General features: G+C 73.0%; 18 protein-coding genes, 1 tRNA gene, 1 pseudogene and 2 CRISPR repeat arrays. Of the genes and pseudogenes, 10 read left to right on the top strand and 10 right to left on the bottom strand.

All coding sequences use genetic code 11. The annotated features are described in order from the left end of the window. Position 1 precedes the first annotated feature (1 nt). A CRISPR array of direct repeats spans positions 2-396; the repeat unit is 29 nt; unit sequence GGGACCATCCCCGCGTGCGCGGGGAGCAG. A 263-nt stretch (positions 397-659) separates the two neighbouring features. Beyond that, positions 660-998 carry a hypothetical protein gene (locus ABZW10_RS03695; protein WP_355359333.1) on the top strand — a complete coding sequence of 113 codons (339 nt, stop codon included), beginning with the start codon at positions 660-662 and terminating at the stop codon, positions 996-998. Positions 999-1,005: 7 nt separating this feature from the next. After that, a pseudogene (locus ABZW10_RS03690) lies at positions 1,006-1,242 on the top strand (IS5/IS1182 family transposase); the annotation flags it as partial. On the opposite strand, the gene ABZW10_RS03685 reads toward ABZW10_RS03690, so the two are convergent. Then, positions 1,229-1,534, bottom strand: coding sequence for an ATP-binding protein (locus ABZW10_RS03685; RefSeq protein ID WP_355359330.1), 306 nt, complete (start codon positions 1,532-1,534; stop codon positions 1,229-1,231). The pseudogene ABZW10_RS03690 and the gene ABZW10_RS03685 overlap by 14 nt on opposite strands. Before the next feature lie 658 nt (positions 1,535-2,192). On the opposite strand from ABZW10_RS03685, the gene ABZW10_RS03680 reads away from it, so the two are divergent. Next, on the top strand, positions 2,193-2,456 hold the full coding sequence (locus tag ABZW10_RS03680; RefSeq protein WP_355359327.1) for a hypothetical protein: 264 nt from the start codon (positions 2,193-2,195) through the stop codon (positions 2,454-2,456). Positions 2,457-2,757: 301 nt separating this feature from the next. Further along, positions 2,758-3,150: a CRISPR direct-repeat array (repeat unit 28 nt; unit sequence CTGCTCCCCGCGCGTGCGGGGATGGTCC). A 333-nt stretch (positions 3,151-3,483) separates the two neighbouring features. Here the strand turns inward: ABZW10_RS03680 and ABZW10_RS03675 are convergent. After that, positions 3,484-4,578 carry a hypothetical protein gene (locus ABZW10_RS03675; protein WP_355359324.1) on the bottom strand — a complete coding sequence of 365 codons (1,095 nt, stop codon included), beginning with the start codon at positions 4,576-4,578 and terminating at the stop codon, positions 3,484-3,486. A gap of 212 nt (positions 4,579-4,790) precedes the next feature. Between ABZW10_RS03675 and ABZW10_RS03670 the strand changes: the two genes are divergently transcribed. The 3 genes from ABZW10_RS03670 to ABZW10_RS03660 all read left to right on the top strand — a co-directional run bounded on the left by ABZW10_RS03670 (position 4,791) and on the right by ABZW10_RS03660 (position 9,586). Continuing rightward, a complete protein-coding gene (locus tag ABZW10_RS03670; RefSeq protein ID WP_355359321.1) occupies positions 4,791-5,642 on the top strand; it encodes a hypothetical protein in 852 nt (283 codons plus the stop codon). Between the two features lie 169 nt (positions 5,643-5,811). Continuing rightward, the gene (locus tag ABZW10_RS03665; RefSeq protein WP_355359318.1) at positions 5,812-6,723 is read left to right on the top strand and encodes a hypothetical protein; all 912 of its coding nucleotides are present in this window, start codon (positions 5,812-5,814) and stop codon (positions 6,721-6,723) included. Beyond that, positions 6,716-9,586, top strand: coding sequence for a hypothetical protein (locus ABZW10_RS03660; protein ID WP_355359315.1), 2,871 nt, complete (start codon positions 6,716-6,718; stop codon positions 9,584-9,586). The genes ABZW10_RS03665 and ABZW10_RS03660 overlap by 8 nt, the downstream gene beginning before the upstream one ends. Positions 9,587-9,655: 69 nt before the next feature. On the opposite strand, the gene ABZW10_RS03655 is transcribed toward ABZW10_RS03660, so the two are convergent. Then, positions 9,656-10,399 carry a hypothetical protein gene (locus tag ABZW10_RS03655; protein ID WP_355359312.1) on the bottom strand — a complete coding sequence of 248 codons (744 nt, stop codon included), beginning with the start codon at positions 10,397-10,399 and terminating at the stop codon, positions 9,656-9,658. Between the two features lie 146 nt (positions 10,400-10,545). On the opposite strand from ABZW10_RS03655, the gene ABZW10_RS03650 reads away from it, so the two are divergent. Beyond that, positions 10,546-12,123, top strand: a complete 1,578-nt coding sequence (locus tag ABZW10_RS03650) for an oxidoreductase (protein ID WP_355359309.1) — start codon at positions 10,546-10,548, stop codon at positions 12,121-12,123. Positions 12,124-12,411: 288 nt separating this feature from the next. Here ABZW10_RS03650 and pgm read toward each other — a convergent pair whose 3' ends face one another. The 3 genes from pgm to ABZW10_RS03635 form a co-directional block, all read right to left on the bottom strand. Next, positions 12,412-14,067 carry a phosphoglucomutase (alpha-D-glucose-1,6-bisphosphate-dependent) gene (gene pgm, locus ABZW10_RS03645; RefSeq protein WP_355359306.1) on the bottom strand — a complete coding sequence of 552 codons (1,656 nt, stop codon included), beginning with the start codon at positions 14,065-14,067 and terminating at the stop codon, positions 12,412-12,414. Between the two features lie 177 nt (positions 14,068-14,244). Next, positions 14,245-14,544, bottom strand: coding sequence for a YciI family protein (locus ABZW10_RS03640; RefSeq protein ID WP_355359303.1), 300 nt, complete (start codon positions 14,542-14,544; stop codon positions 14,245-14,247). Between the two features lie 101 nt (positions 14,545-14,645). Next, positions 14,646-14,725, bottom strand: a tRNA-Tyr gene (locus ABZW10_RS03635). A gap of 319 nt (positions 14,726-15,044) precedes the next feature. On the opposite strand from ABZW10_RS03635, the gene ABZW10_RS03630 reads away from it, so the two are divergent. Then, positions 15,045-16,574: an FAD-binding protein gene (locus ABZW10_RS03630; RefSeq protein WP_355359300.1), complete on the top strand. Its 1,530-nt coding sequence runs from the start codon at positions 15,045-15,047 to the stop codon at positions 16,572-16,574. 132 nt (positions 16,575-16,706) lie between these two features. Further along, complete coding sequence (locus ABZW10_RS03625; protein WP_355359297.1) at positions 16,707-17,045, top strand: helix-turn-helix transcriptional regulator; 339 nt, start codon at positions 16,707-16,709, stop codon at positions 17,043-17,045. 73 nt (positions 17,046-17,118) lie between these two features. Here the strand turns inward: ABZW10_RS03625 and ABZW10_RS03620 are convergent, their stop codons facing one another. Together ABZW10_RS03620 and ABZW10_RS03615 are read right to left on the bottom strand one after the other, a co-directional pair. Further along, positions 17,119-19,665: a collagenase gene (locus ABZW10_RS03620; protein WP_355359294.1), complete on the bottom strand. Its 2,547-nt coding sequence runs from the start codon at positions 19,663-19,665 to the stop codon at positions 17,119-17,121. A gap of 295 nt (positions 19,666-19,960) precedes the next feature. Further along, complete coding sequence (locus ABZW10_RS03615; RefSeq protein ID WP_355359292.1) at positions 19,961-21,409, bottom strand: MFS transporter; 1,449 nt, start codon at positions 21,407-21,409, stop codon at positions 19,961-19,963. 276 nt (positions 21,410-21,685) lie between these two features. Between ABZW10_RS03615 and ABZW10_RS03610 the strand changes: the two genes are divergently transcribed. Then, entirely contained in the window at positions 21,686-22,990 is a 1,305-nt protein-coding gene (locus ABZW10_RS03610; protein WP_355359289.1) for a serine hydrolase domain-containing protein, read from the top strand. A 3-nt stretch (positions 22,991-22,993) separates the two neighbouring features. Here ABZW10_RS03610 and ABZW10_RS03605 read toward each other — a convergent pair whose 3' ends face one another. Both ABZW10_RS03605 and ABZW10_RS03600 read right to left on the bottom strand, forming a co-directional pair. Further along, complete coding sequence (locus ABZW10_RS03605) at positions 22,994-23,191, bottom strand: DUF397 domain-containing protein (RefSeq protein WP_355359286.1); 198 nt, start codon at positions 23,189-23,191, stop codon at positions 22,994-22,996. A gap of 13 nt (positions 23,192-23,204) precedes the next feature. Further along, a complete protein-coding gene (locus tag ABZW10_RS03600; RefSeq protein ID WP_355359283.1) occupies positions 23,205-24,056 on the bottom strand; it encodes a helix-turn-helix transcriptional regulator in 852 nt (283 codons plus the stop codon). Position 24,057 lies beyond the last annotated feature (1 nt).

The following is a 24,057-nucleotide window of genomic DNA, read 5'->3' as shown; positions in this document are numbered from 1 at the left end:
TGGGACCATCCCCGCGTGCACGGGGAGCAGAGCATGGAGCAGGTCGCCTTTGACCTCCGCCAGGGACCATCCCCGCGTGCGCGGGGAGCAGCCACCTCCGCGGCTGAGCCGGAAGGTGATGTCGGGACCATCCCCGCGTGCGCGGGGAGCAGTTCTTGAGGATCTCGCGCTGGGTCTCCGAGTTGGGACCATCCCCGCGTGCGCGGGGAGCAGGGCTTCCGGTGCGAGACGCTGGACGGGTACCAGGGACCATCCCCGCGTGCGCGGGGAGCAGTCCCAGGTCAGAGCGTTGTCCGAACTAACCCCGGGACCATCCCCGCGTGCGCGGGGAGCAGGCCGGCCACCAGGTGACGGTCAGCTGCGAGGTGGGACCATCCCCGCGTGCGCGGGGAGCAGAGTTCGTGAGCTGGGGGTTTATGCGGGGGTGGGGCGGGATTCTGCAACTTGTTGAGAATCAGGCATATCGGGCCTTCGGGATTCTTCATGATAGGTATGGGAGAACTCTATCCGGATGCGCCGAGACCCGGCCGGTGATTGCCAGGCCAAGGGCTGTCCCGTAACTGCTGGTCGAGTTGCTGAGGGACAGGCCGGGCGGCGACCAGTCGGCCGCGCCCGATATTCGCGCGACTCCAGCCAGACGGCTGTGGCAGCCTGCGGGCATGCCGGAGCTGCGAGAACATGCGGGTCGTCACTACGCCGTCCAGTTCCACTACGCCTTGCCCGACGACGCCTGGTGCGTGGAGCTGAGCGAGGCCGTCCCGGCGCCGGCCTCGTGGGCCGAGATCCCCAACACCGCCACCCACCTCCCTGGAGCCGCCTTCCTCGTGGCGGTGATTCCCGACGAGGATCCGGGTCTGGAGCCGACCGTCCACATCCACAGCCACGACGAGCACATCATCCCGTACGAGATCATGCGCTGGTTCATGGAGCAGGTGGCCGGGCAGGTGGAGCGGTGCCGGGCCGCACTGGCGCAAGAGGGCCCTGAAGCGGTGGGATGATTTCTCCGTGGCTGGTGTGATCACGGCGCCGCAGCCGTCCTGGATAGCTCTGTTCACCGGGCTGGGACCACGCGACTTCCAGAAGCTGATCACGATGCTCCGCCGCGAGGGAGCCGACACGGTGCGCCGGGGCCGCACCAACCTGATGCTGCGGCAGCTCGCGCCGCTCGTCGGGGTGTCCCAGTCGGCGGCCGACCGCATCATCGACCACATCGGCCCACTGCTCGCGCTCAGGCCGCGGCAACACAGGTCACACCCAAGTCGATTACGTCTTCGCCCGGCTGAAGACCTGGAAGATCCTCCGCGACCTTGTCGATAATGATCAGTTTGTAGCGAAGGATCTTCTTCACCTCGGCGTCGAGGCACGCAGCCTGCCGAACTGTCTGAAGGCAGTTGATCCCATTGTCGGCGGTGTCGAACAGGACCGAGTAGCGGGCGTGTGCGGCCTTGACTCCCAGTCCGATGGCCAGGTGGATTCTTGGCGATCCCGGGCGGGCCAAGCAAGACCAGATTCTCCGCCTTCGCGACGAACGCACCGGTCGTCAGATGTGCCAGGACGTCGCGCCGCAGCGACGACAGCTGGTCGAGGCTGGAGCTTCTTGACCTGCGGGAAGTGGGCGGTGTGGATCCGCATCATGGTGCCCTTGAACACCCGGTCGGCGACACCTGCCGCTGCGGCAGAGCTGCCAGATGCTGCTCGTGGGACCGTCCGGACGGACAGCAACGAAAAGCAGCCATCTCGGCGCGGCCCCGGACCCGGTCGCCTCCCAGGAGTACACAGACCGCTTCACCAACGCGGATCGGACCAGACCGGTAAGCGGGCGAACGGTGGCGCGCCCTTTGCGCCTTGACACTGAACGACGGCGCGGCGCGATGGCGCCGGTCCGCAATTCCGGCGGGCGGGTCGACCTCGGCAGCCCGACCCTGTGGCCCGGCGGTTGCGATCCGGCGGAACACCACGATCGCGCTCTGTCTCTTCGGCCCTGGGAGTGTTCGCCGCCGCGGTGTTCGACCTCCCGTCGCCGACGGAGCGTCGGCGCACCGTGATGACGGGCAGACCGTCCCGGCGGCCGCGCCCGCCAGGACGGCCCGCGCGGGCGCGGGCCAGGCGCGCCGGGCGCGCGCCAGCTTCTCTTCCATCGGCCACCCGTCCGTGGGCCGGAACCGGTCGGGTGACCGACCGGTTGCACTCGCGTGAACCACGTCCGCCGCGCCGTTCGCGGTACCGCACTTTTCGTCACCCGTATCTGCTCCGCCGTCGAGCGCTTCGACGCCCGCGCCGACGCCGCCCTGCGGGCTCGGCTGCGCCCGCTGGTCACACGCCTGGCCGGTCTGGTGCAACGGATGGCCGCCGCCAACTGCAGCGACGCCCTCACCCGTCACCTCCCCTGCCGCACCGCCCGCGAGCGCACCCCCGACCACTCCGCAGCCGCCGGCTCCCCGTCGCTCGACGACTGACCGCCGACGAGGTCTCGGCTCATCCAACCGAGGGTCGACAGAGTTCGCCCGCCGACCGGTCACGCCCTCCTTCACCCGCTTCCCAGTTGGCGGCTCCGCATGCCTGCTTACGGCGCCCTCCGCGCCCGGCGACCTCACGGAAAATCACATCAACCCGACACAACCACCGGCCGCGCCCACCCATCCCTGGATAGAGTTCTGGCACACCCACCACGAAGCACCCCGAAGGCCCGAAATGCCCGATTCCCAACAAGTTGCAGAATCCCGCCCCGCTCCCGCATAGACCCGCAGCTCACGAACTCTGCTCCCCGCGCGTGCGGGGATGGTCCCCCGCCCGTCGCCGGGTACGACGAGGGCGGTTTCTGCTCCCCGCGCGTGCGGGGATGGTCCCCAGCCGGACTGCCCGAACATGATCGAGTCGATCTGCTCCCCGCGCGTGCGGGGATGGTCCCTTCGGTGGGACCGGCTACGGGGTGAACCCGTCCTGCTCCCCGCGCGTGCGGGGATGGTCCCAGCAGCCCGAAGACGGTGCGGGTGCCGGGGGTCTGCTCCCCGCGCGTGCGGGGATGGTCCGCCTTCGTGCGGATGAACGCCGCCGCGGGCGGCTGCTCCCCGCGCGTGCGGGGATGGTCCCGACATGCGCAGCGGCGGCACCTACGTCGTGCACTGCTCCCCGCGCGTGCGGGGACGGGCCTGGGGAGGTCACGAGAGAGGAATCCGCCCGACCAACCGTGCCGATGGCACAGGTGGGCGGGATGCGGTTCGGGTTGGTCGATGGGTGGTGGTAGGTGCTGGCGTCGGTCGAAGGGGGACCAGTGTTGTCGCGCGTCGGTGTGGGCGCGGGTTCCGATCCCGGAGGGTGTTCAGGCGGCAGTGGGACCGGTCAGGGGAGGTGGTCATCTTTCCGGCCGTTGGCACCGGCGGGGATGGCGGTGCGTTCGTTGACGGTCGGCAGCTTGGAGTGGCTCCAGGGGCGAGAGGTCGATGATGTGGCCAGCGGCGGGCGGCGGGTCGAGGTACCTGGTCGTCACTCAACGCCCAGCACCCGGCGGGCCTCTTCCTCGTCCGCGCCCTCGACGGCGACGGTGCCCGCCGCCCGCAGCGTGAGGTGGGCGAAATGGGGTGCGAGGTCGGCCGCGCCCGCCGCCGGTATCGCGAGGTCGCGGACCGTCAGGGCTTCGAGCTGCGGCAGCAGCGGGGACTGGGCGAGGGCTGCGAGCACGTCGGAGGACGGGGCGTCGAACTCAACCCCGCCGAGGTCAAGGTTTCTGAGCTTGGGGTACCACCGCGCCGCGTCCGCGAGGTCGTCCAGTTGGTCCACGGAACACGCGCCCCCGAAGACGTCGGTCTCCAGCTCCAGTTCCAGGGACGTCAGCTCGGGGAGCCGCCCTGGCAGGAAGAGCGAACCGTCGGAGATCACGGCGCCACGGGTCCGCAGCCGGGTCAGGCCCTCGTGGTCCACCGACGGGAACAGGAACGCTCCCTCCAGTTCCAGGGTGCGCAGCGCCGGCAACGCCTCCCAGATCTCCGTCTGTACCAGCCCCTCGCCGTGGTGGTCCATCGGGTCGATGCGGCTGCCGGCCGACCCCTCGCCGTCCTCGAAGAGGTGCTCGAAGCCGTAGCCGAACGACAGCCGCTCCAGCCTGGGCCGCACCGAGCCGGCGAGCGCGGCCGCGACCCGTCCGGCGGAGTGGTGGTAGTCGGTCAGCCGGAGGTCGAGCGCCCGCAGCCGGCGGCTCGCGGAGTGGGCGAGCAAGGCGCCGGCCAGCACGCCCTCCCGCTGCTCGGGGTCGTCCACGTCGACGTCCACCGAGTCGACGTCCACCGGATGCCACGTCAGGAGGCGTTCCACCAGCTCCCGACGCCCCGGCCTTCCGCCCGGCGCCAGCCGGAAGGACGCCTCGTCGAGGAAGCCCCGCGACCAGCTGAACTGCCACGACCCGTCCGCCCGCAGCGCGTCCAGCCCCAGGCGCCGCTCCACCTCCGCATAGGCCTCGGCCGACCGGTCGCCGCCCCCGCACTCCAGCCGGATCGCCTCACCCCGAGGATCTCCCGCCGCCGTCAACCGCTCCGCGTACGCGAGCCACGCGGCCACGTCCTCGGTCTTCGGAACGTCCGTCATATCGAACAACTGCACAACGTGCTCCCGATCTTGCTCACGACGCCGGGGAGGGTCGGACGCACCGTGCGTCACCCGCACCCTAGACGCCGCCAGGCTGCGACGACCGGTTGGTGGGAGAGCCTGGCGGCCGGGATCCGCGAGCAGATCGACGGCCCACCACGCCCGGCGTGCCGCACCCGCGCCGGAGCGGGGCGGGCCCGTACGGTCGGCGCATGCTCTTCGGCCTGCTGGCGGCGCTGGCCGCCGCCCTGCTCACCGGGTCCGCCACCGTGCTCCAGGCGGTCGGGGCCCGTCGGGCCGCGGCCGGGCAGCGGCCGGGCGGGGCCGCCGCGTTGGCGGGGGCGTTCCGGCAGTGGCCCTTCCTCGCCGGGGTGGGGATGGACATGCTCGGGTTCGGCGCCGAACTCCTGGCGCTGGCCCGGCTGCCGCTGTACGAGGTGGAGGCGGTGCTCGCCTCGGCGCTCGCGGTGACCGCCGTCGGTGCGGCCCGGGTGCTGGACGTGCGGCTGCGGCGCAGCGAGTGGGTCGGGGTGGCGTCGGTGTGCGCCGGGCTCTGCGTGCTCGCGGTCAGCGCCGGGCGCGACGGCCCCGGCCACGGCACCCCGGCGCTGCGGCTCGGTACGCTGATCTGCTCGGTGCTGCTGATCGGCGCGGGCTGGGCGGCGGTACGGCTCGGCGGGAGTCGGCGGGCGCCGCTGCTGGGGCTGGTCGCCGGCCTGCAGTTCGGTGTGGTCGGCGTCGCCGTGCGGGTGCTGCCGGACGCCCGGTTCCCGGACCTGCTGACCGAACCGGCCGCCTACGCCATCGCGTTCGCCGGGCTGGGCGGGTTCGCGGCGCTGACCTGGGCGATGCAGAACGGGTCGGTCACGGCGGCGACGGCAGCCATGGTGCTCGGTGAGACGCTGGGCCCGGCCGTCGTCGGCGTGCTGCTGCTCGGCGACCACACCCGCCACGACCTCGAACCGCTCGCCGTCCTCGGCTTCGCGGCGGCGGTGTTCGGGGCGCTCACCCTGGCCCGCTTCGGGGACGCCGAACAGCCCGCCACCGCCGGGGCGGCGACCTGACGGCGTTGCGGCGGACGCGCCGCGCCGGTCACGGGCCGGGCGGACGGGCTGGGCGGACGGGCCGTGCCCGGTCACGGGGCGGTTGCGGTCCCGGCGGCAGCGGTTGCTCCGGCGGGTGGCCGGGTACCCCCGGGGCGGGGCGGGGCCCACCGGGACGGAGGGGACGACGATGGCGCTCCACTGCGAACTGTGCGGCAGCCGCACCGACGGCGCCGAGCGGCTCGGCCGCTACTGCCCGGGCGAGTACTGCGGCACCGATCTGCGGGCCGGACCGGACGCGGGTGTGCGGGCCTGGTGCGAACCGCCGCGCCGGTTCGGGACCGCCGGCGGCACGGTCCTCCTGGACCTGCTCGTGCACAACGCCGGGCCGCAGCCGACCGGTTTCCGGATCGACCCCGTCGAACCCGTCCGGGGGCGGCTGGACTTCGACCGGCGGGCCGTCGAGGAGCCGCTGCCCTCCGGCGCGACCCGCCGGATCGAACTGCGGTACACGGTGCCGTTCGACCTGGTCGGGCTGGGCCCGGACATCGCCTCCCGGTTCGGTGTCCCCGGGGCCGGTGCGGCGGGGCAGGTGCAGGGCACGCCGCACGCGCGGGTCGGGGTGGCGCTGCGGGTCTCCGCGCTCCCGGAGCGCCTGGGCGCGGCCTGCGCGGCGTTCGCGGTGGACGTGCCGGAGCGGCCCGCGCCGCCCGGGCGACCCGCGCACCCCGAGCGCCCTGAGCGCCCCGGCGCCGCCGCTAACGGACGCGCGGGGGCCGGGACCGGGAGCGGGAGCAACACCGGGGAGCCCCACGGCGAGCAGCCGCCCGGCCGACGGACCGGCGGCTGCGGGGCCCTCGCCCTCGCCGTGCTGGTGACGGTCGTCTCCGGACTCGTCGCGCTCGTCCTGCTCCTCGGCGAACGCCCCGGAACGGCCTCGCCCCGCCCGGACGCCGCAGCGGTCGGCCCACGGGCCACCGCTCCCGCGAGGACGCCCGGGATCGTCGACGCCCACCGGCTTGTGACACATCGTCAACTCCACCGAGGGCACCCCAGGATGCGACATGTCGGTGGAAGGTGCTTCCATACGGGCCATGTCTGACGATCTGCATGTCGATGGTGCCGGGGCCCACCCCGGGGAGATACCGGGAGGCCCGGTGGCCGGGACCGCGGACTCCGCGGCCGACCGGCCCGCGTGCGTCCCCCCGGAGGCCGAGTACCTCGAGGAGTGGGAGCTCTACGAGGGCGGCCCGAAGTGGCCGGCGTGGGCGGTCGGAGAGCGTGTCGGCGACGCGCTCACCGGCCGGTGGCAGCTGTGGCGCCCCGACGGGACGCCGCTGGAGGAGAGCAACTGGCGTGACGGCAGGCGCCACGGCACGATGCTGCGCTACCACGACGACGGCACCCTGGCCGTCCATACCGAGCACCGCGACGGCATGCCGGTCACGGTCACCGGCCACCGCTGCGACCTCCCGAGCCGCGACCCGTTCTCGTTCGACGACCTGGACCCGGTCCTCCGAACCGTGGTCCAGGAGTACGACGAGCAGGGCACGCGGATCCGTCAGGCCTGCTTCGCCGCCGACGGCACCGAGGTGACCAACGAGGGCGGGCCGGTACCGGAGCGTCCGGCCGGTGTGCCGGAGCCCGCCACCTTCTGGCCGGACGGCGAGTGGTCGGCTCCCCGCTGGCGGCAGGACGGCGTCCTCGAAGGCGTGGCCCGGCACTGGACGGGGGACGGCACGGCGGACCGGCTCGTCTACAACCGCGACGGCCGGGAGGTCGCCCGCTTCCCCCGGGGCGACGCCAAGACCTCCCCGCTGATCGAGGCCGCCCGCGACGGCGACGCCGCGTCGGTCGAGCTGTGCCTGGAGGCGGGACTCGGCGCCTCCCCGGGCGCGGCCCGGCACGCCGCCTTCGAGGGCCTGCCGGAGCTGGCGTTGCGGCTGCTGCGGTCGGAGCCGGCCGAGGCCGGGCAACTGGCCGAGGTGCGGACCCCGCCCGCGGTGCCGTCCACCGGCGTGCCCGAGGACGCGGTGTGGGTGGCGGGCCTGCTCGCGTTCGTCGACGGCGCCGTCGACGGGACGACCGGGGCCGCGGTCGGGACGTGGCGGCTGTGGGAGCAGGCGTGGGAGAGCACCTCCGACACGGAGGGGCCGAGCTACTACAGACCCGACAGCTTCTACCACGGCTACGAGGAGGCCGACTTCGCCGACGGCCGACAGGTGGAGCGCAGGAAGTACCTGAACGCCGGCACCCCGTACCGGCTGAAGCGCTACCGGCCGGACGGCGCACCGCTGTTGGATCGCGAGTACAAGGACGGGGTGCCCCGGCGGGAGCAGGAGTGGCCCGCCGACGGCAGCACGGTCCAGCGCCGGTTCCACGCCGACGGCGCCCTCCGCGCCGAACGCACCGAGCGGGACGGCGTGCTCGTCACCGAGCGCTGGTTCGGCGCCGACGGCACCAGGACGGCGGACGTCACGCCCACCGACGTCACCGTCGACGGGGCGGCGGTCGAACTGTGGCGCGCCGTGGACGCCGGCGGGGCGGTCATCGCCGAGGGGTACGTCGAGCCCGGCATCCGTGGCGGCCCGGTCGGGGACTGGCGCGTGTTCGACACCGACACCGACGCCGGCATCGACACCGACACCGACACCGGTACCGACGGCACCCGCACCCGCGCCCGCACCGAGCTGGGCACCGTGACGTTCGAGGGCCTCGACCTCGCCCGCGACGAGGACCTCGGCACGGCCGCCCGCACCCTCCACACCTGGCGCGCGGCGCCCGTGCCGAGCGAGCTGCACGGCGTCGAGGAGGTGCCGTGGGAAGGTCTCGAAACCTTCTACGGCGACCCGGAGGACGTGCCGTTCCTGCTCAAGGGCCTGGCCGTCGGCGACCCGGAGGCCTTCTACCTGGCTCTGGGCGAGCTGTCCGACCTGCTGCTGCACCAGCACACCATCACGGTGGCCACCGGTCCGGCGTTCCGGTACATGGCGGCGCTGGCCGACCGCGTCGACGATGCCGGGCCCCGGACCGCGCTGCTGGAGTTCCTGACCGACATCGCGACGCGCGACGGCAGCCTCGGAGCCGCCCGGGAACTCAAGCGCATCCTCGCCGATCTTCCCGCCGACGACACCGACCCGGACGAGCACTTCGCCGACCACGGCGCCGAGTCCGCCTACCACGAGGTCTACACCGTGCTCGCCGACACGGTCCCGACCTGGAGCGGCCAGGCCGCCCACGAGGACGCCGGGATCCGTCGCCTCGCCGTCGTCCTGCTCGCCGCGGCGCCGGGAGACGCGGCGGCGAGGGCCCTGCACGGGCGCCTCGCCGTCGAACCCGAATCCCGGATCCGCGCGGAGATCCTGCTCGGCCTGGCCCTGCACGAGGCGGGCCCCGACTCCCTGCGGGCGCTGGAGCGGAACCTCGCCGACGACGATCCGCTGCTCCGCTTCTGTGCCGCCCTGACCTGGGTGCGCACCCACCGCTCCCCCGCCCGTCGCGGCGCAGGGCCCCTTGTCGAGGCGCTCCGCGGCGATCTGGACGCCGCCGGCTTCGCCGACCTGTACCTCGGTTCGGGCGACCCGGCCACCGCCGCGGCCACCGCCCTGGCGCTCCTGCCGTCCGAGCAGGCCGAACCCCTGCTGGCCGAGCTGTGCGCCGTGCTGGACGAGGTCAACGCCATCGACGCCGTCTCCGTCGCCAACGCCCTGCTCGACATCGTCTTCCCGACCGAGGCCTACGACGACGGCGAGCCGCTCACGGACGCGCAGCGCACCGTGATCCGGGCGATCGCCGACAGCACCGGGGCCTGGGAGTTCAAACCCAACCTGTGCGAGGTGCTGGACGTCAACGGCCTGCCGCGCGAGGCCGGCGAGCTGCGGACCCTCGCCGACACCGCGCCCGCAGCCACGCCCGACGCCGCGCCCGACGCCGCGCCCGACGCGGAACCGGACGAGGCGCCGTAGCGCGGGGCCGAGCTCCTGTCCCGGGTGCGGCCCCGCACCCGGGTCAGGCGGCGGGCCGCACCGGGGCCGTCACCTCATCCGCCAGGCGCCCGTGATCCAGAAGACCGCGAACCCGGTCCACAGGACCATGAAGCCCCAGAGCAGCAGGGGTCCGCCGAACAGCGCCATGGAGCCGAGCATTCCGACCCCGGCGGCCACGAAGAGCCAGCCGAAGTTGGGGAAGGCGATCAGGCCCGAGAGCCGCCCGCTCACCGCTCCCCACGCGCCCGCCGCCAGGATCAGGCAGCCCAGCGCGATCCACATCAGGACCCCGCTCTCCGAGGAGGGCGCGTAGGAGTGCGTGTGGCCGCGCACCTTCAGTGCCACCACCTCGTCGCGCCACAGCCGGACCTCCGCGGGGTCTCCCGCGCGGACCTCGTCGTACGTCGCCGACGAGACGTCCAGCCAGGCGATCCGGCCGGGCCACTCGACCTTCACCTCGTGGTACGGCGTGCACGAGGTACCGCCCACGCCACCACCGGTCTCCGCACCGCCCGCGCCACCGCCGTTGGAGGTGCAGTGCTCGCCCTGCCGACGGTCGAGCACCGTGACCGCCCGGCGCCCCACGCACTCCTCCCCGTCGTTCCCCTCCCCCTCCTGGTTCCCGACCTCGCAGGCCGACGCGGCCCGGTACACCATGGTCGCCCGGTACCCCTCGGCGACCTCCTGACCGCAGAGAAGGACTCCCCACCCGGCCGCGAGGACGACCAGTCCGCGCAGCCAGCCGGGCAGCCGCCCGTAGTACCAACCCCGCCCGTACCCCCAGCTGTTCACCCCGTGGTGATTCCCCTCGGGCGAAGCCCCTATGCGGCGCGCACGGAGGGCCGTGTCCTCCCGTCCGCAGCCCGGAGCCGCGACTGCGGACGCTGGCGGTCGCCCTACTAGGCTGCCTCCGCGGATGATCACACCGAGGGGGCGGAATGCTGACGTACCAGGACCTGACCGGACCGGAACGGCGGGTGTGGGACGCCTGCGCCACGGGCGCGGCGGTGGACCTGCGCAGCGGCGACCCGGCCGCGGACGATCCGGTCGGCGGCACGGCCTGGGGCGAGGCACGCACGGTGCGCGCCGAGGTGATCACGACCGCCCTGCTCGGCAGCGCCGGACCGGTCGGCCCGGTCCGGACGCTGTACCTGATCGGCGCCCGCGTCGCCGGGCGCCTCGACCTGCGCGGACTGGCGGCGGCCGGTGAACTCCGCCTTGAGAACTGCTACTTCGAGGAGCAGGTGGTACTGCGGGACGCGACGCTGCGCTCCACCAGCCTGAGCGGCTGCCGGATACCCGGGCTGGACGGATGGCTGCTGAAGGTCGACGGCAACCTCTTCTTCGAGAACTCGGTCCTCGACGGGCGGCTGACCCTCACCCGGGCCCAGATCACCGGCGAACTGCGGCTCAGCGGCGCCCGGCTCACCGCCACCGAACTGCTCGGCGCCGACGGCGCGGACGGCGTTGACGGCACGGACGGTGCGGGCGGTGCCGATGGCGCGGTCCCGGTCCCGGACCCGGCGCGTGCCCCGGGCGTCTGGGCGCTCTGGGCGGGCGGCCTGGTGATGGACGGCGGCTGCTTCGCCCGCGACGGGTTCCACGCCCGCGGCGGCCTGCGGCTGGTCGGCGCCCGGTTCAACGGCGGGCTGTTCATGGAGCGGGCCCGGATCGACAACCACGGCGGCGACGCGTTCACCGGCGACGACCTCACCGCCTCCACCCTCGTCCTCGCCCGCGGCTTCACCGCCAACGGCTCGATCCGCCTCCCGGGCGCGGCGATCCGCAGCAGGCTCTCGCTCGACACCGCCGTGCTGGACGGCTGCGGCGCGGTGGCCCTGGACGGAAACCGACTGACCGCCGGCGACCTCCGGCTCACCCCGGCCGCCCTCCCGATCGGCACGGTCGACCTCCAGGACGCGCAGACCGTCGTCCTGCACGACAACGAGCACAGCTGGCCGGCCGACACCCGCCTGAACGGCTTCACCTACACCTCCCTCCAGACCTCCACCCCCGCCCCCGAACCCGTCGCCCGCCGGCTGGCCTGGCTGGCCGCGCTCCCCGGCTACTCCCCCCAGCCCTACGAGCAACTCGCCGCCTGGTACCGGAGGATCGGCCACGACGACGACGCCCGGCGGGTGCTCCTGGCGAAGCAGCGCCGTCGCCGCCGCACCCTGGGCGCACCCGGCCGGCTCTGGGGCCGCCTGCTGGACGCCACCGTCGGCTACGGCTACCGCCCCTGGCAGGCCGGGCTGTGGCTGGCCTGCCTCGCCCTGCTCGGCACCCTGGTCTTCCGCCACGGCACGCCCCACGAGGTCAAGGCCGGCGAGAGCGTCCCGTTCAGCCCGCTCGTCTACACCCTCGACCTGCTGATCCCCATCGGCGGCCTCGGCCAGCGCACCGCCTGGTACTGGACCGGGGCCCAGCAGTGGTTCGGCTACTCCCTCATCGCCCTCGGCTGGCTGCTCACGACGGCGGTACTGGCCGGCATCAGCCGTACGCTGAACCGTAGTTGACCCGTTGCCGACCCGTCGCGGGACCGGGGCCGACCCAGGCCGACCCATGGCCGCCCGCCGACGGGCAGCCCCCGTGCGGGGACTGCCGGGCTCCCGGACAATGCCTTGCGGGCGCCCGGCACCCGGTACTGCCCATGGGAATTCCGTAACCATCGCCGCGCGGGCGCGTTGAGCTCGGCCGGCCGCGGGCCGGGTCGCCGGCGGCCGGAGACCGTCCCCGCCCGAACACCGGGCCGCGGCCCCGGCGGGTCACCCACCGGGGCCGCGGCCGTCGCGGTGCTGCGCGGATCAGCCGTTCTCCGGACCGGCGGCCAGCACGCCGTTGACCAGGGTGCGCGCCTCCTCCTGGACCCGGGCGAGGTGCTCGGGGCCGTGGAAGGACTCGGCGTAGATCTTGTACACGTCCTCGGTGCCGGACGGACGGGCGGCGAACCAGGCGTTCTCGGTGCACACCTTGATGCCGCCGATGGCCGCGCCGTTGCCCGGGGCCTCGGTGAGCACGGCGGTGACCGGCTCGCCGGCGAGGTCGCCGGCCGTGACCTGCTCGGCCGACAGGCGGGACAGCAGCGCCTTCTGCTCCCGGTCCGCCGGGGCGTCGACGCGGGCGTAGGAGGGGGCGCCGAAGCGGTCGGTGAGGTCGCGGTAGTACTCGCTCGGGGTGCGGCCGGTCACGGCGGTGATCTCGGCGGCGAGCAGGGCGAGCAGGATGCCGTCCTTGTCCGTGGTCCACACCCCGCCGTCACGGCGCAGGAACGACGCGCCGGCCGACTCCTCGCCGCCGAAGGCGATCGAGCCCTCCAGCAGGCCGTCGACGAACCACTTGAAGCCGACCGGCACCTCGACCAGTTCGCGCTTGAGGTCGGCGGCGACCCGGTCGAGCATCGAGGAGGAGACCAGCGTCTTGCCGACGGCCGCGTCCACCGGCCACTCGGCGCGGTGGCGGTAGAGGTAGTCGACGGCGACCGCCAGGTAGTGGTTGGGGTTCATCAGACCGCCGTCCGGGGTGACGATGCCGTGCCGGTCGGCGTCGGCGTCGTTGCCGGTGGCGATGGCGTACTCGTCGCGGCGGGCGATCAGCGAGGCCATCGCGGCGGGCGAGGAGCAGTCCATCCGGATCTTGCCGTCCCAGTCCAGCGTCATGAAGCGCCAGGTCGGGTCGGTGGCCGGGTTGACCACGGTCAGGTCGAGGCGGTGGGTCTCGGCGATCCGGCCCCAGTAGGCGACGGACGCGCCGCCCAGCGGGTCGGCGCCGATCCGCAGGCCGGCCGCGCGGACCGCGTCCAGGTCGAGGACGGAGACGAGGTCCTCGGTGTAGGCGGTGAGGTAGTCGTGGCGGCCGGTGGTGGCGGCGGCCAGGGCGCGCGCGTACGGGACCCGCTTGACGCCGCGCAGGCCCTCGCGGATCAGGGCGTTGGCGCGGTCCTGGATCCAGCCGGTGGCCTCCGAGCCGGCCGGGCCGCCGCTCGGCGGGTTGTACTTGAAGCCGCCGTCGCGGGGCGGGTTGTGCGAGGGGGTGACGACGATGCCGTCCGCGAGCGACTGCGGGCTGCGCCGGTTGTGGGTCAGGATCGCGTGCGACACGGCGGGGGTCGGGGTGTAGCCGTCGGCACTGTCCAGCAGGACGGTCACGCCGTTCGCCGCCAGCACCTCGACCGCGGTGGCCCGGGCGGGCTCGGACAGCGCGTGGGTGTCGGCGCCGAGGAACAGCGGGCCGGTGATGCCCTGGGCCGCGCGGTACTCGCAGATCGCCTGGGTGGTGGCGGCGATGTGGTCCTCGTTGAACGCCGCGTCCAGCGAGGAGCCGCGGTGGCCCGAGGTACCGAACGCGACCCGCTGGCCCGGCTCCTCCGGGTCCGGGTGCAGCGTGTAGTACGCCGTCACCAGCCGCGCCACGTCCACCAGGTCGCCCGGCTGCGCCGGCTGCCCGGCCCGTGCGTGTGCCATCGTCTACTCCCACTGGATTTCTCGCCGTGCGCCGGACCGCGGCCCGGCGCTTCCTTGCCCCGTGCTCACCGATCGTAGCCAGTGTGCGACCGGGCTCCGAACCGGGGCGGGCCGTCCGGGCCGGTGGACGGCCGGACGGAGGATCAGTCGGGCATCAGGCGGGGGATCAGGCCGGGATCAGGCGGGGAGCTGCTGCCGGTGGGCTTCCAGGACGGGGGCGACGGTGGTGGCGAGGAACTCCGTCACGCGGTACTCGACCAGGCCCTCGACGGCGAACGGGTCGGTGCGCACCAGCGCCTCGACCGCCGCCCGGTCCTCCCCCACCGCGAGGATGATGCCGCCGTCGCGCGGCACCTTGCGGCCGGAGGCGAGGAAGGTACCGGCCTCGTAGTGCCGGCCGAGCCACTCGACGTGGGCGGGCAGCAGGGCGTCGATGCGGTCGAGCGGCGCGGTGTAGGTCAGCTCCAGAACGAACATGCGGCCGAGCCTATCCGGTGCCGGTCCGGTGTGGATCAGCTGCCCGCGGGGACCGGACGCACGCCGCCCCGGGCCGTGGTACGGCCCGGGGCGGTCCGAGGTGGGCGAGGATGGATTCGAACCACCACAGCCGAAGCGGGGGCTTTACAGGCCCTTGGGCTCTCCCAGGCCCAGCTCGCCCTCGGTTGTCGTTCCCTTGATCCCGACGACTCCACTCTCTCTCGATCACCACAGCCGGACAACCGGGTTTCCGGCCACCGCACCCGGCCGCCGGCGCCCAGTCAGCCGACGCCTTCCGCTGGTCAGGGACATGACGGCGGAGTGTCGCGACTGTCCGGATCTTGCACCCGCCCTGGCGGTGGTGTAGACCGCCCCCGTCCCGGACGCGGTGACGCCCGGGACGGAACGTCACCGAAGTGTTCAGGTCCGGCCCATTGCGCGTGTACGCGGCGACTGCGATACAACACTGCTCATATGACGATTGATCGGAGTTATCTGTAATGAGCAAGTCATCCCTGCCCCGTCGCAGCGTGATCGTCGGCGCGGCGGCCACCGTCATCGGCTGGAACACCGTCGGCCGCTCCTGGGCCGTGGAGGCCCCCTCCGGGGCCGCAGCCGACGCCCCCGCCGGCGCGGCCGGGGCCACCGCCGACGCCTCCCTCGCCGCGCTGCCCCCGCTCGACGGGAGCCTGGTGACCGACGCCGGGACGCTGGACCGGTTCGGCGGGGACTTCGGACACCTGGTGACCGCCGCGCCGCGCGCCGTGCTGCACCCGGGCTCGGTGCGTGACGTCGCCACCCTGGTCGGCTTCGCCCGCCGCCACCGCATTCCGGTCGCGATGAACGGCCAGAGCGGCACCGGCAGCGCCGCGGAGCTGGAGTCGCACTCCAGCTACGGCCAGGCCGAGGTGCGCGGCGGCGTCGCGATCGACTCGCGCGGGCTGAACCGCATCGTCCGGATCACCCCGGGCCGCGCCGTGGTCGAGGCCGGTGTCACCTGGGCGCAGCTGACCGACGCCGCGCTCGCCCAGGGCTGGATGCCGCCCAGCCTGACGGACTACCTCCACCTGTCGGTCGGCGGCACGCTGAGCGTCGGCGGCATCGGCGGCGGTGTGCAGCGCTTCGGCTTCCAGGTGGACACGGTCGAGTCGGTGGACGTGGTCACCGGCACCGGTGAGCTGGTGACCGCCTCGGCGAGCGCCAACCGCGAGCTGTTCGAGGCCGTGCTGGGCGGCGGCGGCCAGGCCGGCATCATCGTCCGGGCCACCCTGCGCCTGGTGCGGGCCCGCGAGCGGGCGCTGGTGCTCAACCTGTTCTACGACGACCTGGCCGACTACCTCGCGGACCAGCGGAAGCTGATGCTGGAGCGGCGCTTCGACCTGCACGTCGGCGATGTCTCGCGCAACGCCGCCGGCACCGGCTGGCGCTACAAGGTGGAGGGCGTCGTCCACTACGACGGCACCGCCGCGCCGGACCGGGCGAAGCTGGTGCGCGGCCTGCGCTGCGTGGCGGCCGACACGACGTTCATCGACCAGACGGCGCGCGAGTACGCGTTCCGGGTGGACGCCTTCGCCGGGTACCTGAAGGCGGCCGGCCTCTGGTCGCAGCCCAAGCCGTGGCTGAGCCTGTTCCTGCCGGCCTCGACCACCGAAACGTTCATGCGCGAGGCCACCGCGATGCTGACGCCGGAGGACCTGGGCGCCGGTCTGCTGCTCTTCTACCCGTTCCGCACCGACGTGTTCACCCGCCCGATGACCGTGATGCCGAAGGAGCCGGTCGGCTTCCACTTCGACCTGCTGTCCTTCCCGTTCCCGGGCGCCGACCACGCCGCCGCGCTGCGGCGCAACCGCCGACTGCACGACCTGGCGGTGCGACTCGGCGGCAAGCGGTACCTGATCGGCGCGATCCCGGACGTGACGCCCGCCGAGTGGCGCCGCCACTACGGCACCCAGTGGGGGCGCGCGGTGGCCGCCAAGCACCGGTTCGACCCGGCCGGGATCCTGACGCCGGGCCAGGGCATCCACTCCTGAGCCTGCCGACGTCCGGCCCGCCCCACGCCCGCCCCCGGGTGTGCGGCGGGCGGGCGTCGGACCGGCCGGTGCGTGCCGACCGACCGGCGCCGGGCCGGCGGCTGCCGTCAATCCTCGCGTTACGGTGGGGTCATGAGCTACCGCCATCCCGCCCGCGAGCAGATCCGGATCGAACACGTCCTGACCGCTCTCGGCAACCCCGTCCGTCTCTCCGCCGTCCGCGTCCTGAACGGCGGCGGGGAGCACAACTGCGGGAGCGTGCTCGCCGCGATCGGCATCACCGCCAAGTCGACGATGACCCACCACTGGCGGGTGCTGCGCGACAGCGGCGTCATCCACCAGCAGCCCTCGGGCCGGGAGAACATCCTCCACCTGCGCCGCGAGGACCTCGACGCCCGCTACCCCGGCCTGCTCGACGCCGTGCTGTCCGGCGCCCGCGACGACGAGCGGCAGGACTCCTCCGCCGACTGACGCGCAGCGGCCCGGGGCGGACGGCGTCTCCACCGTCCGCCCCGGGCCGTTCACACGGTGGCCGGTCGCCGCGTCAGTACTGGGTGGTGACGGTGACGCCGCTGAAGGCGGTCTTGCCGTAGAGGGTGATGTAGCGGTAGCCGGCCGTGGTGTTGGTGACGGTCACCGTCTGGGTGGTGCCGCTGTTCGTGGAGGAGGCGGCGTAGTCCGTGGTGGAGGCCCAGCGGTCCGGGCTGTAGTAGAGGTAGGCGGTCCCGGTGCCACCGGTGGTGGAGACGGTCAGGGTGGTGGTGCCGGCCGGCATGTAGATGTACATCTGGTCCAGGCTTCCGGCGTCGGCCGAGCGGCCGGTGCGGAAGCAGTTGTAGTCCAGCTTCCGGGTGTCGGGGTCGGTGCAGACCGCCGGTGCGGGCGGGGCGGTGACGGTGACGGTCCGGGTCGTGGTGGCCGTCTTGCCGTTGCTGTCGGTGACGGTGAGGGTGACGGTGTAGGTCCCGGCAGCGCGGTAGGACTTCGACGGGGAGGCCGCGGTACCGGTGGTGCCGTCGCCGAAGTTCCAGGCCCAGCCGGTGATGCTGCCCTTGCCGGCGGTCTCGGTGGAGCGGTCGGTCAGCTGGACGTTCAGGCCCCGCACCGTGGCGTCGAAGGCCGCCTTCGGGATGCCCGCGGTGAGGCAGGTGTCGGTGGCGCAGGTGTCGACCCACCTGGTGAAGTCGCCGTCGTAACCGGTGCCGATGGAGTTGTAGTAGGCGTAGCCGCGGGCGTAGTCGCCGGTGCGGAAGAGGCCGAGCATGGTCTGGACGACGCCCGGGAACCGCTCGATCATGTAGCGGGCGGCCAGGTAGCCCCAGTGGTAGGTGCGGACGACGTCGCTGTTCAGGTAGCTGCTCTGGAGCAGGGTGCTGAGCGCGTAGGTGTGCTTGGGGGCCTCGGAGACCGCGTTGAGGTCGGTGACGCCGCGGTAGGTGTAGGAGACGTACTCGGCGACGCCCTCGATCCACCACAGGTCGGGCACGCTGGTCTGCTGGTAGAAGTCGCCCTTGAGGTTGTAGCGGGCGTCCAGGACGTGGGCGTACTCGTGGTTGAGGTTCCAGATCCGGGCGGTGAAGCCGTTCTCGTTCGGGTGCCGGTACATGAGGGAGACCGGCTGGTTGGCCGGGTCGGTCGGGGTCCCGGTCAGGGTGACCCCGCCGTTGTTGGTGTTCGCCTCGTACATCGCGCCGGCGTAGGTCTGGTAGTCGGCCTGGCTCGCGAAGACCACGAGCTGCACGGACGACTCGTACTGGCCGGGGATGGGGCCGTTGTCGCGGACGAGGTTGTGGAAGTACGCGTCCTCGCCCTTGAGGTCGGCGCAGACGGCGGCGAGTTCGGCCGCGGTGAGGTCCTGGGCCAGGACGGTGAGGGTGGCGTTGCAGGTCTGCCTGATCGGCAGCACGGCCTTGGTCAGCCGCTGCTTCAGGTCGCAGACGCCGTAGTAGGAGCACTGGTCCTTGTCGAAGAAGGCGGCCGCGTTGGCCGTGCCGACCCACAGCGGGGCGGTGGGGCCGGTCATCGACGAGCTGTCGAGCAGGGCCTTGGCCAGCGGGCGGATCCTGTCCTGGAACGCCGGGTACTTGACGAACCGGGTCAGCTCGATGCCGGCGTTGGAGACCAGGAAGCCGGGGTAGGTGCCGAGCAGGTCGCGGTGGGTGCGGGTGAACGCGTCGAGGGTGTCGACGATGCCCGGGTCCGCGGTCACCGCGTCGACGAAGGCCTTGTTCTCGTGCCCCCGGTCCAGCGCGGCGAGGGCGCTGTTGACGTAGGTGAGCAGGTTCTTCGAGCCGTCGTACGCGCTGGTGTAACCGTTCAGCACCTGCCGGTAGGTGTTCAGGTAGCGGCCCTGCTGCCCGGCGCTGTCGGTGAGGATGATGACGTCGTTGGCGACCTGGCCGTTCGCGTCGGTGACGTCCGCGGCGTGCGGCCCGGCCAGGAAGGCGTCGATGCCGCGCGTCACGGCGGCGGTCAGTGAGGCGTCGTAGGGGCCGACGTGCGCGCGGTCCTTGTCCTGCACGTAGTAGCCCGCGCGCAGGTACAGGACGACCTGCCAGGTGGCGGCGGAGTTGTCGCCGGGGTAGGAGGCGGCGGCGCTCTGGAAGGCGTCGGCCATCGTCGCCATCTGGCTCTGGCGGAACAGGGCCGAGACGTACGGGCTTCCCGCGGTGTAGAACAGCGAGCCGATGCACTTGGGGGTCGAGGCCTTGACGTAGGACACCAGAGCGGCCCCGGTCCTACTGGCGAAGTCGGCCGGGGTGCACGACTGGGCGGCGGCCGGCTCCGCCGCGAGCGCACGCGGTGCGGCCTTGGCCAGGCCCTTGTCCGCGCCGGTCTCCGCCGGCGCCGTGACGGACAGCGGGTTGACCAGCGGCAGTTGCGCAGCCGTGAGCGGACGGGACTGCGGCGCCCCCGGGCTCTCGGGATCGGCGAACGGGCTGCCGGGCACCTCCGACGAGCTGCCGGAGGGCTGGTGCGGGCTCGATATGGCCGGTGCGGGAGTGGGGGCGGCGACTGCCAGGTTCGGGCCGGCGGCCATGCCGAGCAGAGTGGCACCTGCCGCGGCGACTGCGGACAGCAGTCTGGGCATGCGTGAGAGTGGACGCATCGTCATTCCTTCGTGGGGGAAGGGCATATGAACGCGCCTCGGGCGTGGGGGGAGGGAGGCCGTCGAAGCGCGTGACGAACCGTCTCACACGACCGACCGCGCATCAATAGCCTGTGACATGTCACATGTGCATCGTTATTCAGCCGAGCCATTCGGTGAATGCACTTGATCACACCAAGTAATCACGAGCGCTCTCCCGGCCGGGGACGGGGACGACGGACGGCCCGGGCCGGACGGTGGAAGCACCGTCCGGCCCGGGCCGCTCACGCGGGGGCGGTCAACCCGACACGGCCATGGGGCAGTCGGGGGCAACGGCCGTGGCGGCGTCCGCGCGCGCCGGGCGCAGGGTCAGCGCGAGCAGCAGGCCCAGCAGCATGCCCCCCGCCGTGAGCAGGACCACCAGGAACCCGCCGTCCGCCGTGGCGCGGGCCAGCCCCTCGCCACTCAGCCCGTCGGTGCCCGCGTCGGCGACGACGGTGAACAGCGCGAGGCCGATCGCGTTGCCGAGGTTCATCGTGGTCGACGCGGCGCCGCCGGCAATGCCCTGCTCATGCGCGGCGGTCCCGGCGGCCGCCGCGATCCACATGGCCGTCCAGACCACGCCCTGGCCCAGTCCCGAAACCACCAGCCCGGGCAGCAGCACGAGGTAGCCGGCGTCCGCGTCGAACCCCGCGGCCAGCGCGGCGGTCCCGACGGCGCCGACCGCGAACCCGCCGAGCAGGGTGGGCCGCAGGCCGGCCCGGGTGGTGAGCCGCTCGCCGAGCTGGGTCCCGGCGGCGATCGCGAGCGAGGGAGCGAGGAAGGCGAGTCCGCTCTGCAGCGCGCTGTAGCCGTGCACGCTCTGCAGCAGCACGGTGAGGAAATACGGCAGGACGCCGAAGGTGGCCATGTAGAGGAAGGTGATCGCCGCACCGGCGCTCAGGCTGCGGTTGCGGAACAGCCGGAACGGCATCAGCGGGTCGGCACTGCGGGTCTCGACCACGGCGAAGGCGGCGAGCAGGACGAGCGAGGCGGCGAGGGCGCCGACGATCCACGGGTCGGCCCAGCCGCGCTCGGGGCCCTCGACCAGCGCGAAGACCAGGAGCGTGGCGCCCGCCGTCACGGTCAGCGCCCCCGGCAGGTCGAAGCGGCGGCGCTCCGTCCGCGCCGGGTCGGGCGGGATGACGAACACGGCGGCGAGCGCGATGGCCCCGGCCAGCGGCACGTTGACGAAGAACACCGCCGGCCAGCCGAAGCCCTGGGTGAGCACCCCGCCGAGCAGCGCGCCCAGGGTCAGCCCGCTGGCACCCGCGCCGCCCCAGACGGCGAGCGCGCGGTTGCGCCGCGGCCCCTCCTCGAACAGCGTGTTGACCAGGGAGAGGATCGACGGCAGCAGCAGCGCCCCGCCGATCCCCTGGACGACCCGGGCGGCCACGATGACCTCGGGCGACCGGGCCAGCCCTCCGGCCAGCGAGGACAGCGCGTAGAGCACCAGCGCGCCGACGAACACCCGCCGCCGCCCGAGCAGGTCGCAGGCACGGCCCCCGAGCAGCAGGAAGCCCCCGGCGAACACGACGTAGGCGCTGACCACGAGTTGCTGGGTCTGGCCCGGGAAGCCGAGGTCGGTGCCGATCTCGGGTAAGGCGACGAAGACGATGTTGAGGTCCAGGGCGAAGACGGCCTGTCCCAGGGCCAGCAGGACCAGCGTCCAGCCCGGGCGGGCGGGAGCGATCGGTGTCACGGGCATGCGGAGGTGCTCCTCGGTCTCGGTGAGGCCACGACTGATAGTACGTATATTCACGTACGATCGAACAATCAGGCAACACCGGTCCACCCCGGCGGCACGGCCGGTGGCACGGCCGGGCCGAAAGACCAAGTCAAGCAACCTGACGATGATTTGATTCGATGTCATCCCCGCCGCCGATGCACGGCGCTGCCCCCGGAGGAGGACGTGCGGGGCGTACGGCGGGTGCGATCATGGAGCTGACGGCCCGGGGCCGCCGGGCGGGAAGGGGCGGGAACCATGACCATCGTTCAGGCTCGGACATCGCACCGGCGTGGCCGGCTGGGGAAGCGGCTCGCCGCCGTCGCCCTGGCCGGGGCCACCGTCGTCGCACTCGCCCCGGCAGCGGTGGCGGCGGACGTCCCGACCGCCGGAACCGGGTCCACGGTGGAACGTCGCCCGCGCGTCGACGGACAGCAGGAGCTGCGGGACCTCGTGGACCACGGCGGGATGACCGCCGCGCTCGCGGAGATCCGCATCCCCGGCCGCTCCCCGTGGCGGGGCGCCGCCGGAACCGCCGACTTCGCCACCGGACAGCCCGCCAAGCCGGACGGCCGGTTCCGGATGGGCAGCGTGACGAAGACCTTCGTGTCGACGGTCGTCCTCCAGTTGGTCGGGGAGGGCCGGCTCCGCCTGGACGACCCGGTCGAGCAGCACCTGCCGGGCGTCGTGCCGAACGGCGGGGCGATCACCGTCCGGCAGCTGCTCAACCACACCAGCGGGCTGTTCAACTACACGGACGACGAGCGGTTCAAGACCAGGACCGAGGCCGACCTGCAGGACTACGCGTACGGGACGACGCGCTACCGGGACTACAAGCCGGAGCAGTTGGCCGCCATCTCCGCCGAGCACCAGCCGTACTTCGCGCCCGGGCAGGGCTGGCACTACGCCAACACCAACTACGTCCTCGCCGGAATGATCATCCAGAAGGTCACCGGGCACAGTTGGCAGCGCGAGGTCGAGCGCCGGATCGTCCGGCCCCTGCACCTGGACAACACGGTGTTCCCGGGCTCCGAGAGCGGCCTCCGCGGCCCGCACGCCCACGCGTACCTCGCCATGCCGGCCGGGCCCGCCGACATCACCGGGTTCAACCCGACCCTCGTGGACGCGGCCGGCAACGGCATCTCCACCACCGCCGACCTCACCCGCTTCCACGCCGCGCTGTTCGGCGGCAAGCTGCTGCGGCCGGCCGAGATGGCCGCGCTGACGGACACGGTGCCGACCACGATCGAGGGCGGCCGGTACGGACTCGGCGTGCTCCAGGTCGACCTGGGCCCGGGCTGCGAACCGGCCTGGGGCCACGACGGCAGCCTCCCCGGCTGGAGCACCCTGCTGCTCGGCAGCCGCGACGGGCGCCGGCAGTTCGCCCTGTCGCACAACCCGTACGTGGGCAAGGACGACTCGGCGAGCGGACAGCCGATCGGCTCGCTCATCGCCAAGACCCTGTGCGACCCGGCGACGGGCACGAGTACCCTCGCGGCACCGGTCCCCCTCCCCCGCCGCAGCCCCGACCTCGCAGTCGAGGCCGCGGCGGGCATCGGCTGACGACTACCGCGCGAGGTGGTCGAACTCCCCTGCCTTGACGCCGGCCAGGAGCACCCGCAGCCGCTCCGACGTGGTGGTGAGGATCGTGTCGGGCTCGTCGCTCTCCCGGAGCTTGATGGCACCGTCGGGCGCAGCCGCGAGGTAGAGGCAGTTGGCGGTGTCGCCACTGAAGGAGGACTTCTGCCAGCTGTACACGGTCATGGTTCTTCCCGTCTCAAATGCTCTTGGCGATACGGCGGATGAGGTCGCGCGACGCGCCGGTGTCGAGCGCCGTGGCCTCCAACCGGTCCAGCACAGCCCGGTACTTGAACAGCTGCGGCTCGGTGTCAATGAAGTCGAATCTGTCCCCATCGACCTGGACGCTGTCCAAGCGCGCGACCTCGGCGATGAAGTACACGATAGCCGCGCCGGAGCCCGGGAAGCTCCCGGTCCCGAACGGAATCACTTTCAGGTCGACATGAGAGTGCTCGCTCGCGGTCAGCAGGTATTCCAGCTGACCGCGAGCAACCTCCGGACCACCGAAACCCATGCGCAGGGCGGTCTCGTGGACGACAGCCGACAACGGGGTCGGGCTCGCGCCGAAAAGCACCGCCTGCCGTTTGACGCGATGCGAGACCAGGTGCTCCACCTCGGGCGGTGATAGAGGTGGGACCACATCACGGAAGAGCGCGCGAGCATGCTCGGCGGTCTGGAGAAGACCCGGCATGTGAACGACCGAGGCGATCCGCATCGACGTCGCGTGATGTTCGAGTTCCGCCAGGTCGAGCGCTCCGGCCGGGAGGATCTCGCGGTACTCCTCCCACCACCCCCGCGTGCGGCCGCCGGTCATGCCGGTCAGCGCCTCGATCAGGGTGTCGTCGGCGCAGCCGTAGAGGCGCGCCAGCGCCCGCACGCGGTCCGCGCTCACCGGGTATCCGCCGGATTCGATGTTGCTGATGCGGGACTGCTGGGTGCCGTGAAGCTCCCCGGCCCGCGTGACCGACAGGCCCGCCTGCTCGCGCAGCCGGCGCAACTCCGCCCCGAGCCTCCGCTGCCGGATGCTCGGCGGGATCTTGCTGGGCGGCATC

The organism is Kitasatospora sp. NPDC004723, assembly GCF_040609255.1.
Taxonomy (GTDB): Bacteria; Actinomycetota; Actinomycetes; order Streptomycetales; family Streptomycetaceae; genus Kitasatospora.
This window is presented reverse-complemented; position numbering and strand designations above follow the sequence as displayed.